Annotated in this window: 13 protein-coding genes; 5 read left to right on the top strand and 8 right to left on the bottom strand. The window is 58.3% G+C overall.

All coding sequences use genetic code 11. The annotated features are described in order from the left end of the window. Positions 1-70: 70 nt before the first annotated feature. From rep to AC13E3_RS05295, 3 genes are all read left to right on the top strand, one after another. On the top strand, positions 71-2089 hold the full coding sequence (rep, locus tag AC13E3_RS05305) for a DNA helicase Rep (RefSeq protein WP_014575829.1): 2019 nt from the start codon (positions 71-73) through the stop codon (positions 2087-2089). Between the two features lie 104 nt (positions 2090-2193). Further along, positions 2194-4446 (top strand): galactose oxidase early set domain-containing protein, encoded by a 2253-nt coding sequence (locus tag AC13E3_RS05300; RefSeq protein WP_104271554.1) that lies wholly within the window; start codon positions 2194-2196, stop codon positions 4444-4446. A gap of 20 nt (positions 4447-4466) precedes the next feature. Continuing rightward, positions 4467-5012, top strand: a complete 546-nt coding sequence (locus AC13E3_RS05295) for a hypothetical protein (RefSeq protein ID WP_104271556.1) — start codon at positions 4467-4469, stop codon at positions 5010-5012. A gap of 78 nt (positions 5013-5090) precedes the next feature. Here AC13E3_RS05295 and AC13E3_RS05290 read toward each other — a convergent pair whose 3' ends face one another. Then, on the bottom strand, positions 5091-5504 hold the full coding sequence (locus AC13E3_RS05290) for a c-type cytochrome (RefSeq protein ID WP_053114121.1): 414 nt from the start codon (positions 5502-5504) through the stop codon (positions 5091-5093). Positions 5505-5706: 202 nt separating this feature from the next. Between AC13E3_RS05290 and AC13E3_RS05285 the strand changes: the two genes are divergently transcribed. Both AC13E3_RS05285 and AC13E3_RS05280 read left to right on the top strand, forming a co-directional pair. Then, positions 5707-6045 (top strand): hypothetical protein, encoded by a 339-nt coding sequence (locus AC13E3_RS05285; protein WP_014575826.1) that lies wholly within the window; start codon positions 5707-5709, stop codon positions 6043-6045. A gap of 11 nt (positions 6046-6056) precedes the next feature. Then, positions 6057-7184, top strand: a complete 1128-nt coding sequence (locus tag AC13E3_RS05280) for a phospholipase A (protein ID WP_104271558.1) — start codon at positions 6057-6059, stop codon at positions 7182-7184. Positions 7185-7327: 143 nt separating this feature from the next. Here AC13E3_RS05280 and AC13E3_RS05275 read toward each other — a convergent pair whose 3' ends face one another. The 7 genes from AC13E3_RS05275 to AC13E3_RS05245 all read right to left on the bottom strand — a co-directional run bounded on the left by AC13E3_RS05275 (position 7328) and on the right by AC13E3_RS05245 (position 13850). Further along, positions 7328-8686: a phosphohexomutase domain-containing protein gene (locus AC13E3_RS05275; protein WP_092033518.1), complete on the bottom strand. Its 1359-nt coding sequence runs from the start codon at positions 8684-8686 to the stop codon at positions 7328-7330. Positions 8687-8695: 9 nt separating this feature from the next. Continuing rightward, a complete protein-coding gene (gene bfr / locus AC13E3_RS05270; RefSeq protein ID WP_014575823.1) occupies positions 8696-9172 on the bottom strand; it encodes a bacterioferritin in 477 nt (158 codons plus the stop codon). An 89-nt stretch (positions 9173-9261) separates the two neighbouring features. Next, positions 9262-9468: a bacterioferritin-associated ferredoxin gene (locus tag AC13E3_RS05265; RefSeq protein WP_012139146.1), complete on the bottom strand. Its 207-nt coding sequence runs from the start codon at positions 9466-9468 to the stop codon at positions 9262-9264. 107 nt (positions 9469-9575) lie between these two features. Beyond that, on the bottom strand, positions 9576-10862 hold the full coding sequence (pepQ, locus tag AC13E3_RS05260) for a Xaa-Pro dipeptidase (protein WP_482901793.1): 1287 nt from the start codon (positions 10860-10862) through the stop codon (positions 9576-9578). Beyond that, the gene (locus AC13E3_RS05255; protein ID WP_104271560.1) at positions 10855-11769 is read right to left on the bottom strand and encodes a LysR family transcriptional regulator; all 915 of its coding nucleotides are present in this window, start codon (positions 11767-11769) and stop codon (positions 10855-10857) included. Before AC13E3_RS05255 ends, pepQ begins: the two co-directional genes overlap by 8 nt. Before the next feature lie 75 nt (positions 11770-11844). Beyond that, on the bottom strand, positions 11845-12855 hold the full coding sequence (locus AC13E3_RS05250) for an ABC transporter ATP-binding protein (protein ID WP_104271562.1): 1011 nt from the start codon (positions 12853-12855) through the stop codon (positions 11845-11847). Continuing rightward, entirely contained in the window at positions 12852-13850 is a 999-nt protein-coding gene (locus AC13E3_RS05245) for an ABC transporter ATP-binding protein (RefSeq protein ID WP_104271564.1), read from the bottom strand. Before AC13E3_RS05245 ends, AC13E3_RS05250 begins: the two co-directional genes overlap by 4 nt. Position 13851 lies beyond the last annotated feature (1 nt).

Genomic DNA, 13851 nt, shown 5'->3' with positions numbered 1-13851 from the left:
GTAACTCTGTCTGGTGTAGAATAAGCCCACGTCCGTTATCCCCATTTCGTTCCATTCTGGCCATTTATTTGTGAACAAGCTCAACCCGAGACAAAGCGAAGCAGTCCGCTATGCCGATGGCCCGATGCTGGTGCTTGCCGGGGCAGGCAGTGGCAAGACCAGCGTGATTACCCGCAAGATTGCCTACCTGATCGAGCAACTTGGAATACCGGGGCGTCATATTGCCGCAGTCACCTTCACCAACAAGGCTGCCCGTGAAATGAAAGAGCGGGTTGGCAGGATCGTTGACCGGAAGCTGACCCGGGGCCTGATTGTATCTACTTTTCACAATCTTGGCCTCAACATGATCCGTGAGGAGCACACGCATCTTGGCTACCACCCCGGCTTCTCGATCTTTGATGCCGAGGATGCCAAGGCCCTGTTACAGGATCTGATGCTCCGGGAAGCCAGCGCCGAGGCCGGGGACGAACTCAACGACATCCAGATGACCATCTCCTCCTGGAAAAACGCCATGCGGGGGCCCGCCGAGGCCCTGAGCAAGGCTGCCGATGAGCGTGAACAGCGTATTGCCATTATCTACAAGAAATACAACGAGTACCTGAAAGCCTACAACGCGGTCGATTTTGATGATCTGATCCTGCTGCCCGTGATGCTGTTCCGCTCGAATCCGGACGTGCTCGCGAAATGGCGGCGGAAGATTCGCTACATGCTGGTGGATGAATACCAGGACACCAACGTGTGCCAGTATGAACTAGTCAAGCAGCTGGTGGCCGAGCGGGCCGCGTTTACCGTGGTTGGAGACGACGACCAGTCCATCTATGCCTGGCGCGGTGCCCGGCCCGAAAACCTGGCCCAGCTAAAGGAAGACTTCCCTAGCCTGAAAATCGTCAAGCTTGAACAGAATTACCGGTCCACTGCCCGGATCCTGCGCAGTGCCAACACAGTAATTGCCAATAATCCCCACGTGTTCGAGAAGGCGTTGTGGAGTGATCACACCATCGGCGAGGAAATCCGGATTGTCCGATGCCGCAACGAAGACGCGGAAACCGACCGCGTTGCCACCGAGATCCTCGACCAGAAACTAAAAAAAGGGCTCGATTTCCGGGACTTTGCCGTGCTGTATCGGGGTAACCACCAGGCACGACTGCTGGAAATGAAACTGCAGGCCTACCAGATCCCCTACCGCATCTCCGGCGGCCAGTCGTTTTTCTCGAAGAACGAGATCAAGGACGCCATGTCCTACCTGCGGCTGTTGATCAATCCGGACGACGACGCCGCGTTTCTGCGGGTGGTCAATGTGCCACGCCGGGAGATCGGTCCGCGCACGCTGGAGCAGCTCAGTCACTACGCCCGGTCCCGCAACGTCAGCCTGTTCAAGGCCCTGGGTGACATGGGCGCAGAGACCCACGTGACCGAGAAGGGGCTGGATCGCCTGCGGCGTTTTGCCCACTGGGTGGATGCCACCTGCGAGCGGTTGCACAGCGAGAACCCGATACCCGTGATCAAACAGCTGTTCACGGACATCGAATACGAGGAGTGGCTGCACCAGCACTCCGGCACCCCCAAACAGGCCGAGCGGCGGATGGAGAACATCTGGTACCTGGTGGAGTCCATCCAGCGCATGCTCGACGATGGCAAGGGCACGGCCGATGAGCTCGGCATCGAGGATGCCATCACCAAACTGATCCTTCGGGACATGATGGAACAGCGGGAAGAGGACGATGACAGCGACAAGGTTCAGCTGCTCACCCTGCACGCGTCGAAGGGCCTGGAGTTTCCCCACGTGTTCATCATGGGGCTTGAGGAAGAAATCCTGCCCCACCGAAGCAGTATTGAAGAAGGTAATATCGAGGAAGAACGGCGACTGATGTACGTGGGCATTACCCGCGCCCGGGAAACGCTGACCCTGACTTACGCGGCGACCCGGAAACAGTACGGCGAGAAACTCGAAACCATCCCGAGCCGCTTCCTTGATGAGCTGCCCGAGGAAGACCTCAAATGGGAGGGGACTGGCGACCTGGATGTGGAAGCCAATCAGAAAAAGGGAAAAGCGACTCTCAGTGCCCTTTTGGGCGATCTCGGCCTGTAAATTTCAAATTTTTTTACAATCACTGCAACTTTTGAAGACCTGATCCGTTTCTGCAAGTGGGATACCTCATCCCGCTCCGACAACAACAAGATCAGGAGGACTTCATGTCCAGAAATTCCAATCGCTTGTGTCAGCTTACCGGTTCGCTCTTTCTCATCACGGCAGGAGCCACCCCAGCCAGCGCGGGGCTCCTTGGCGGGCTACTCGGATCATCTACCGATGATTCAATAGTGCAGACGAACCAGGACAGAGACCCGGCAAAAGGCTACTTCAGCGAACCTTTTGCGGAACCAACCATCATCGTCGACGGTGAAGCTGTTGAAACCGATGAGAAATGCATCACCCGGGCCGATGGCATGGATGAGTGCAAACCGGCCGCAGGTACCATGGCCCTGCTGAAAGACGGTCGCCTACTCTACCTGAATGCGCTCGAGGGTACCGAAAACGTCGAGCTGTCAATCGTCGCCGAATTCGGCGAAGTCTCGGTCAACGATCAGACCCGTGTATTGTCGCTTGATGAAAGCGACAACCCGTCCTGGCTCAAACCGTCCCCATTGGATGCCGGTGCCAATCCGGACGGCAATGACAGCGAGACCCTCCTCAACGGCACCGAACTCGACGGCTTGATTGATACTGCAGATAACACCAGTAAAAACGACGGTGCGCTGTTCTGCTCGGATGTTATTGGCCTCGCAAACGGCGATGTGATGGCTGTCGGTGGCACCGACTACTACTCGGAGCCCGGCATAGACGGCCTGCCACTCGGCGTTGCAGAGCTGGAAGGCATCAAGAATTCGCGGATATTCGATGAGGCGACCAACACCTGGCGCCAGAGCGGTGATATGACCTACGGCCGCTGGTACCCGTCGCTGGTCACTCTGGGCAATGGCGACGTCTTTGTGGCGAGCGGCGTCACCAAGCTTTTGAAGCCCGTCTATCCGGACGAGCCTCTGAATAGCGGACGCAACGTCGTCCAAACGGAAACCTACAACCCTTGCGCAGGCGTGTGGACGGAGAATCCTTCGACCGCAGACAGGTCACTGCCGCTTTACCCGCGAATGCATCTCCTGCCCAACGGTCACGTGCTCTATAACGCGGGCGGCCAGGCGTTCAATCCATTTGGCCAGGGGTATGACCAGGCCTTGTGGAACATTGTCGCCAGCTACAATCCCGCAACCCAGCGCTGGAACGACATCGGCTATGCCGGACTGCCCCTGAGACTGGATGAAGTCGGGCTGGACCAGCTCAGCAGCACACTGAATATCACCAATCTTTCCCTGGACCAGATCGGCTCATTGCTGGGCGATGTGCTGGAAGCTCCGTCTGATCTGCTGGAGAGCGGCGCAGAGCTGGGCGTTTCAGAGGACGACCTTCGAATGGCCATTGCCGGTGGCATGCGCGGCTCCACGTCCTCAACCATGTTACCTCTCAAGCCAAACGCCAACGGTGAGTACACGGACGTCGAGCTTCTGACTGCCGGTGGTGTTCCCAGTTACGCTCTACTGACCAATCCCGGCGGCTACCTGCCCACGGATCAGAGCCGGATCGACCGCATAACCACGAATGGCGATGACATCGGCTACGAATCAAGACTCACTGGCTCGCTCAACCAGCCACGCTGGTATGGCACCAATGTTCTCATGCCTGACGGCAGCGTCATGGTATTCAGTGGCGGCAACCGCGATGGTGTCGTAGCACCCGGCCTTGAGGGCCCAATTCGCACGGCCGAGCGCTTTGATCCGGAAACGGGCACGTGGACTGAAATGGCAACGGGCCACAGGGCACGGACTTACCACAATACAGCGGTACTTATGGAAGACGGTCGTGTGATGATTGCCGGGCATTCGCCGATCAATACCGCCTACCTGACCTTCGTCGATCTTCAGGACTTCGGTTTGGCGCCGTATGACGGACGGGATCCCAGCTTTGAAATCTACACACCACCCTATGCCATGCGTGACGACCGCCCGGAAATCCAGAGCGCGCCGCGCAACCTGAGCATTGGTGATCGCTTCAATATAAAGGTTGACCAGGCCGACCAGATCGACAAGGCGCTGCTGATTCGCCGGACGGTCATGACCCATGTGATTGATGGCGACCAGCGCGCCATTGAACTGGTCATGGAAAGAGGCAACGGCAACAAGCTGACCCTGAAAATGCCAGACAACCACAACGTGGTCCCCGCCGGCGAGTACATGCTGTTCGTGAGCAAACAGACGACTGAAGGAAGGGTGCCATCAATATCGGCTCCCATCACCGTGGTCAACGAGAACCTCGAATGCATGGCGCCAACCCAGATGGCGGGCGACACCACGACCGCCGACGGAATTATCGAATCAACACTTGAGATTCTGTAACCAGGCAACGGGAGTACATTATGAAAAACGGACGGATCAGTACTGGCGGCTTGCCACTGGTTTTGTTCGGCCTGATGCCCCTGCTGGCTTCCTCGCCAGCGGGGGCGCATGGGGCACCCGACGCAGAGGGCGCTCCCTCTGAGATCGTGCAGGCCCGCATTACCGAGCAGCCGAACATTCAGGGATTGAACGCGATGATTCTGGATGCCCCACGCCCGGGCATCCTGTTGAGCTACCGGGGCGACACCCCTCTGACAGTATTGGGAACCCAAGACGAGGCATTTCTCAGGTTTACTGGCAAGACCGTCATGGTCAATACCGAAAGCCCGAGCTGGCGGTCTCTGCCAAACGCCCCCACTCTCTCGGGAACGCCCGTTGAGGAGAGTGACAGATGGGCAGTGCTGTCGCAAAGTGCCAGTTTTGGCTGGCTAGACCCACGCCTGGCAGCGATGGAGAGCATGCATCACCAGGAACCAGAACATCAGAGCTGGTCGATCAGCCTGCAAACCGCCTCCGGCGAAACAGCGATTATAGTCGGCGAGCTGAGGCGTAAACCGCTCCCCTGACCGCCTAAACCGGAAGGCCGAAAGGCCATAAGAAAAAGCCCCCGAATATCGGGGGCTTTTCTTTTACTCAAAATAGCCTTACTGACTTTCTGCCACCAGGTGCTCGACAGCCGCCTGAATTTCTTCATCCGGACAGCTTGCACAACCGCCCTTTGCAGGCATGGCATTGAAGCCATTGATCGCGTGACTGACCAGAGTGTCCAGCCCTTTATCGATGCGAGGAGCCCAGGCATCGGCATCACCAATCACAGGTGCACCAGCAGCACCGGTGGTGTGACACGCCATGCAAACCGCGTCATACACTTCGCTACCTGAACGAGGACCAGAGCTGGCGGTCTCGGTCGGAGCAGCAGCACTGCCACATTCGTCACCCTGCAGACACACTTCGCCAACCGGCTGGATACGTGCACGGATTTCATCTTCGACGCTTGCCATTACGGCGCTAGCTGTCAGGCCTGCAACGACCAACACAGCAGCCAGGACTCTCTTCATCTTCACAATGCACCTCGCATTTGAGCGTTATAATCTTCGGTCGCCGCATTATAGCGACTGAAACCCGGCAAAAAAACCAAACAGCAAAATCATAAATTGATTTCAACCATTTTAATTGCGATTTCGTAAGTCAGAGGGTGTTTCGCGAACAATCCGGTTACCATGGTGTTCGCCGACGTTTCATCATTCAGGACCTGTTTCCATGACCAATTCGGAACCGACTTCACCCCACCCGTTGCGCAAACCGCTGCTGATTGCCGAATTTACGGCGCTTGCCGTTTTGCTGGCTTCCATGGGGTGGTTTTCCAGCCAGACCAGCGACGGTCAGACCATCAGCGCCGGCTGGCTGCTGATTCCAGCCTTCGCCAGCCTCGGGGTCTTCATCAGCTTTATCGGCCTCATGTACCTGCGCTGGGTAGCCTCGGCGGAAAGTGGCAACCGGTTCAAGCACAAGGTTATTTTCTCACTTCTGGCCGTCACCCTGATCGGCGTCTGGATCTATGGCATTGCCAACACCTGGTTCAGTCTGACCGCCAGCTAGGAGAGCACCTGATGACATCCCCACACCTGTTGGCGCCGCCCACGGCCATCATTACCTTCTCGTTGATGCTGTCGGTGCCTGTAAACGTGTCGGCACAGACTGAGGAAGCGCCCTCCATTGATTCACCCGAACAGTGCGCCCTGATTGACGATGGCATCAAGCGACTGGCCTGTTTTGACAGCCTCTACAAACCCACTGAGAGCCAGGCCCAGGCATCGGAAAGCGCCAAGGAACAGGCCGAGAAGAGCGCGGAGCAACTGGCGCCCAATGGTAAAGATCTCGATGCCGTTGCCGGCAGTGCCTTGGAAGGCGATTCCGACGCAGGCGTTATGTCTGCCTTGGTGGACCGCTATGTGGCCGCCGAGAAAGCCGTGTTTTCCTTTTCCGGCAGCTTTGTGGGGCACCGGCCCACCTACATCCTGCCGGTGAGCTGGGTGAAAGACCCGAACGAATCGCCATCCAGTCCCCGGCTAGGGTCCATCGGTTATGACTACGACCTGGAACGGGAAGAAGCCAAGTACCAGATCAGTTTCAAGGTCCCACTGCTGACGGGAATTCTGGATGACCGCACAACACTCTGGTTTGGCTATACCCAGACCTCGTTCTGGCAGGTGTACAACCAGGACGACTCCGCGCCTTTCCGGGAAACCAACTACGAGCCGGAGATATTCGCCCGATACCAGACCGACTGGGATATCGGACCGGGCCGACTGAATGGCGTGACCCTCGGATTCAATCACCAGTCCAACGGGCAGTCTGAACCGAAGTCCCGGAGCTGGAATCGCATCATGGGCTCAGCCGCGTACAGTTATGATCGCTGGCTCTTTATGGTCCAGCCCTGGTATCGGATTCCGGAGAACAATGACGATGATAATGCGGACATCCAGCGCTACCTGGGGTATGCCAATTACCATGCGGTATACAAGCTGACCGAGGATCGGACGTTTTCGTTGCGGCTGATGAATAACCTGCGGTCGGATGATAACAAGACGTCGGTGGAGTTCGGGTACAGTTTCCCAATGGGGGATACGGTTAAGGGGTTCTTCCAGTACTACAACGGGTATGGGGAGAGTCTGATCGACTATAACCACCGGATTCAGCGGTTCGGTATCGGGATTATGCTGAACGACTGGCTCTGACTTCAGGTGCAAGACCGACTGGGACGCTTGTCCTCCTGAAACACGCTCCTAACGGCACATCCCTGTGACGCTTGGGCTCCGCCATCCCTGGCTCCGCACAGTTTCATGAGGACAAGCGTCCCACTCGGCCCCAAAAAAAGGAGTTACCTCTCCTCGTTCAATCTCTGCATTTCTGCCAGCAATTCTTCCGTCTTCTCTTCCATCAACGGAATATCCGCCCGCGATTCTACGTTCAACCGTACAACCGGCTCGGTGTTGGACATTCGTAGGTTGAAGCGCCAGTCGTCGAATTCGATGCTTACGCCGTCCACGTGGCTGACGCTTTTGGCGCCAACGCTGTATTTGGCTTCAATCGCAGCGATGACCTTGGGGGGATCATCGATGGTGCGGTTGATTTCGCCGCTGGCGGGGTAGGCTTCGATTCGGGCATCGATGAGCGACGACAGGGTCTGGCCGGACTGGCAGAGGCGTTCGGCAACCAGCAGCCAGGGGATCATGCCGCTGTCGCAATAGGCGAAGTCGCGGAAGTAGTGGTGGGCGCTCATTTCGCCACCATACACGGCATCTTCGTCACGCATTCTCTGTTTGATGAAGGCGTGGCCGGTCTTGCTCTCGATGGCTTCGCCACCGGCGGCTTTCACCAGATCAAGGGTGTTCCAGGTCAGACGGGGGTCATGGATGACCTTGCCGCCGCCGGTTTTGCGCAGGAACTGGTCGGCGAGCAAACCAACAATGTAGTACCCCTCTATGAAACGGCCGTTTTCGTCGAAGAAGAAGCAGCGGTCGTAGTCGCCATCCCAGGCGATGCCCATGGCAGCGCCTTCCGCGATAACGGCGTCGGCCGTCGCCGCCCGGTTTTCCGGGAGGATCGGGTTCGGTACGCCGTTGGGAAAATGGCCGTCTGGCTGGTGGTGCACTTTCACGAATTCAAAGGGCAGGTGCTGTTCGAGTTCATCGATCACCAGGCCGGCGCCGCCGTTACCGGCGTTGCAGACAATGGTCAGCGGGCTGAGCGAACCGGCATCGATATACCCCAGGAGATGGTCCACGTAGGCGCTCATCACCTCAAGTGGTTCGTAGCGACCCTGCTGAGGTGCATCACCGAATGGCTCCAGCACCCGGTCGCGGATCTCGTTCAGACCGTTATCGGAGCTGATAGGCCGGGATTCAGGGCCGACCATTTTCATGCCGTTGTGATCTTTGGGATTGTGGCTGGCAGTCACCATAATGCCGCCGTCCATCTTGTAATGGCTGGTGGCAAAATACACCTGCTCGGTGCCGCACAGGCCGATATCAAACACATCCGCGCCGGCGGCCATGAGGCCGGAGCTGAGTGCCTCGGCAATGTCGGGACTGGACAGCCGGATGTCGTAGCCCACGATGACTTTTTTCGCGCCAGTGATTTCCACGTAAGCGCGTCCGATTTTTTCAGCAAGGACCGGATTCAGTTGATCCGGCACCCGGCCTCGCAGGTCGTAGGCTTTAAAACAGGACAAGTCCATTGTCTGAAATTACTCCGCGGCGGATGACTGAAGCTGGATGTAGTTCTGGATGCCCATCTGGGAAATCATTTCCAGCTGGGTTTCCAGCCAGTCGATGTGCTCTTCTTCACTATCGAGAATGCTGCGGAACAGTTCACGGCTGGTGAAATCCTGCACTTCCTCGCAGTAGAGGATCGCTTCTTTCAGGTCGGTGTGGGCAATTTCTTCCAGTTTGAGATCGCAGGAGATCATTTCCTCGACGTTTTCGCCGATCAGCAATTTGTTCAGATCCTGGAGATTGGGCAGCCCTTCGAGGAACAGGATCCGCTCGATAAGCTGGTCTGCATGCTTCATCTCGTCGATGGATTCTTCGTATTCCTTGGCGGCCAGCTTGGTAATACCCCAATCCTTGTACATGCGGGAATGGAGAAAGTACTGGTTGATCGCGGTCAGCTCGTTGCCGAGGACCTTGTTCAAGTGCTGGATGACCTTTTTATCGCCTTTCATGGTCGGGCTCCCTGATGGCCGAATGAATCAGTGTCTTAGGATAGCCCCTTATGGCGCAGGAGAAAAACAGAACCGGCCAATCGTGCCGGTCAGGCAGGCTGGGCGAGCATGTTGGCCATGGCCAGGTAATCGGGCGTGCGGCTCTCGCGCAGGATTTCGCGGGCGGTGCAGGCACAGCGTCCACACTGGGTGCCCACACCCAGCTCTTTGCCAAGCTGGCGCATGGATGACACGCCGTTATCGGCAGCTTCGCGAATTTCCCGGTCGGTTACGCCGTGGCAAAGGCAAACGTACATAGCAGTGACTCACCAATGACAATAAAAGTTAGTGATAATTATTGTCATTGGCATCTAGAAATGCAAGCCTTCTGGCTTAAATTTGTGCAACTTTTGTGTTGCGAGACTCACAAACCCCGGGTCAGATTCCGCGAACCTGCGTCGGTAACCACCACGTTGTCCTCGATACGGATTCCGCCGCAGCCTCTCAGCCGCCCAATCAGCTCCCGGTTTAAATATTGCCCCAGCTCGCCTTCCAGCAGTGGATCCAGCAGCGACGGAATGAAATAGAGACCCGGCTCGATGGTTACCACCATACCGGGTTCAAGCCGGCGGGTGAGACGGAGAAACGGCGCGTCGTCCGGAGGCGGCGTTGGTTTTCCAGCCACGTCGTGCACCTGGACGCCCAGGAAGTGACCGATGCCATGGGGGAAGAATACACGGGTGATGCCCTTTTCGACGATACCCTCGTCATCCAGGCCGGTAACCAGACCGGTGGCCGACAGCAGGGCGGCAAGCCCCTGATGGGCCTTGCGATGGATGTCGATGTAGTCCACCCCGGGCGCGACCATGTCGCAGAGCCTGACCTGGAGCCGGTCGAGACCGTGGATCAGCGCTGCGAAGTGCGACTCTTCCGGACCTGCCGTGGTACGGGTGATATCGGAGCAGTAGCCCCGAAAACGGACCCCGGCATCGATCAGCAGGCTACGGGTCTGCCCCGGCGGCTGCGTATCGTAATACTGGTAGTGCAACGTCCCGGCGTGCTCGTTCAGCCCGATAATGCTGTGATAAGGCGCTTCGGCTTCCCGCTGACCGGTTGCCTGCTGGTAGGCCAGGTTGATGCCAAACTCGCTCTCGCCGGCCAGGAACGCGTCCCGGGCCGCCGCGTGGCCTGCCAGAGCCAGTCGGTTCGCCTGTGCGAGACACTCGATTTCGTAGGGCGTTTTGCACACGCGGGTCTCGTCCAGATCCCTCAACAGAGCCTCCGGGTTTTTCTCACCCGGAATATTCCATATCAGGGCAGGATCCCCGATCACCGCAAGACTTTCCGGATCATCCAGCAACGGGGCCTCGGGTGAGGCACTGCTGCGAACCTCGATGAATTGCTGCCAGGGCTCTTCCGCCAGTGGCGAATTGGCGTGCCAGAAGTCGACCGGTTCGAACAGCCAGAGCACGGGCTTGTGCCCGGCCCGGATCCAGAGCCAGCAGTGTTCGCGACCGGCCAGCCCGGTCCAGTGCAGAAACGGACCATAACCCTGGAAATGCCAGGCCTGGTCATCTCCATAACGGTAAGGCGCGGCGCCGGAAGCAATAAGCAGGCTGTCGTAGCCATGCTCTGCCAGGGCCGATTCGTATCGGGCCTGCAGTTCTTTCAGGTGATCGGTCTGCAGCGACAACAGCGCATCATCAGGCATGGCCATCTTCCAGTGTTTTCCAGAGCGTTAAAAGATCGTCCGACCGGGTGTCACGGAGACGGATCAGGCGAATTTCCAGGGGGACATCCCAGCCTTCGTCACCGGCTCGCACCAGACTGCCGAACTGTTCGCTTTTTTCTGTCATGCGCCGGGGCAACCACCCCATACCGAACCCCTGCTTCACCAGCGCCTTGATGCTGGCGGACTGGGTGTTCTCGTTCAGGGGTAACAGATTGGCCGTCAACCTGTTGCGGGCAAGATGGCCCTCAATCGCCGATTGCAGGAAACCACGACTGTGATAAGCGATCAGCGGTACCGGCTGTTCCGGGCTGCCCGGCAAGGCAAACCGCGGATGCCCCTGATCGCCAGCAACACTGACCGGAACCAGGGATTCGCGAGCCAGCACCAGCCAGTCGTAACTATCGGCAGTCAGCCTCCCGCCCCAGGGCAGATCGGGATGCCAATAGCACAGCACCAGATCACACTCGCCACTGTCCAGCGCCTCCAGAAACTGCTCCCCCACCCAACTGGTGGCATTCAGATTTAGCTGCAAACGCTCGGCAATGCCCGCGTCTTTCGCCCAGCCCTGGTAAAAGTGCGAAAACAGACCCTGCGTGGAACCCACACTGATCCTGGCAGACACCTCGGCTTCAAGGGCGCTGATTCGATCACGGGTATCCCGGACATCCCGGGTGATTCGCTCGCACAGCTCCCGGAATATCTCGCCAGCAGGCGTCAGCAAGAGCGGCAGCGTCTGGCGGTTGACCAGCGTGCTGCCCATGGCTTCTTCCAATAATTTGATCCGGCGGCTGAACGTAGGCTGGCTCACGTGCTGCAACTCGGCAGCACGTGAAAAATGGCGCGTTCGGGCCAGCGCCAGAAAATCTTCCAACCAGCTTACTTCCATGGAGTCCCCTGAGGGTATGTCGTTGTATCGATGCGAGTTCTGCTGCTGGCATCATAGCCTATCGCAGCGGCGCCGTTACAACCGGCCCTCTTCCACCGCGTGGCAGGCCACCTGGGTACCGCCATCCGTGGTGATCAGCTGCGGAATTTCCTGCCGGCAGCGCTCGTTGGCGTAGGGACACCGACCGTGGAAGACACAGCCCGACGGCAGGTTCACCGGCGTGGGCACCTCTCCTTTCAGGCGGATGTGGTTGGGGCGATCATCCTCCAGTTTCGGAATAGCCGACAACAGCGCCTGGGTGTAGGGATGTCGGGGCGCGGAAAACAGCGTTTTTGTATCCGCCAGCTCACAAACCCGCCCAAGGTACATGACGGCAACCCGGGTGCCGAAATGCTCCACCACCGCCAGATCGTGGGTAATAAACAGGTAGGTCAAGCCCCTGCTTTCCTGGGCGTCCATCAGAAGGTTCAGCACCTGGGCCTGGATCGAGACGTCCAGGGCCGAGATCGGCTCGTCGGCCACGATGAACTCCGGATCAACTGCCAGGGCCCGGGCAATGGCGATCCGCTGGCGCTGGCCACCGGAGAATTCGTGGCCGAAGCGGTTGCCCCAGTCCTGATCAATGCCCACCGAATGCATCACCTCATGGATCTTGTCCCGCACCTGCACCGGGGACCAGTCCGGATGATGGAACCGGATCGGCTCCTCCAGGGTCTGCTGGATGGTCATGCGCGGGTTCAGGGACGCATAGGGATTCTGGAAGATCATCTGCATCTTGCGCCGGTACGGCAGTGAATCCTTGCGCTCCAGATTGTCGATGCGCTGGCCGTCGTAGTGAATCTCGCCGGCGCTGGGCGAGAGCAACCCCATCACGGTTCGGGCCACGGTCGACTTGCCACAGCCGGATTCGCCCACCACGCACAGGGCCTCGCCCTTCTGCACTTCCAGGTCCACGCCGTTGATGGCGTGGACAGCCTCCTGTTTGCGGCGGAAGCGTCCACCCTCAAAGGTGATCTGCTCCAGCAGGCTGCCGGACAGGTCAAAGCGTTTCTCGAGACCGCTGATACTTACCAGAGGGGAGGTCATGATTCGGCCTCCTGCATGCGTTTCTCCTGTTCAATCAGGTTGGCAACTTCGTAACAGGCCACATTCACATTGCCCGAGCGCACATACTCCGGCATGGCCTGCTTGCACTGCTCGGTGGCGAAGTTGCAGCGGGGATGGAACGGACAGCCGGAGGGCACGTTCTTCAACGATGGCATGGAGCCGGGAATCTGGAACAGCCGCTCGCCGGGCTCGCCCATCTGGGGCAGCGCGTTGATCAGCCCCTGGGTGTAGGGGTGCTGGGCATCGTTGATAATTTCCCGGGTCGGCCCCTGCTCGATAATCCGGCCGGAGTACATGACCAGCATTCGCTGGGTCACCTGGGAAACCACGCCCAGATCGTGGGTAATCAGCATCAACGCCACGTTCTCCTGTTCGCACAGGTTCAGTAGCAGATCCATGATTTCCGCCTGAATGGTGACATCCAGAGCCGTCGTGGGCTCATCCGCGATGATGATTTCCGGATCCAGCAGCAGGGCGATGGCAATGATCACCCGCTGGCGCATGCCCCCGGACAGCTCATGGGGGTATTGATCGAGACGCTTCTCCGGAGAAGGAATCTGCACCTTCTGCAGCCGGTCCAGAGCAATGGCACGGGCTTCTTTTTTACTGATTTTCCGATGGGCAAGGAGAGCCTCCACCATCTGGGTTCCGATGGTGAGGACCGGGTTCAGGGTCATCATCGGATCCTGGAAGATCATGGCGATACGGTTACCACGGATTCGGCGCAGCTCCCGCTCGCTCATGGCGGCGAGGTCCCTGCCCTCGAACAGGATCTGTCCGCCGGCGATGTAGCCCGGCTTGGCAATCAGGTTCAGGATGGAAAAGGCAGCCACCGACTTGCCGGCACCGGACTCCCCCACCAGGCCCAGGCGCTCGCCCTTGTCCAGGCTGAAGCTGATGCCGCGCAGCGCTGTCAGGTCGCCACCACGCACGGCAAAACGTACATCAAGATCTTTTACTTCCAACAGTGCCATG

Source organism: Marinobacter sp. L-80, assembly GCF_056859395.1.
This window is presented reverse-complemented; position numbering and strand designations above follow the sequence as displayed.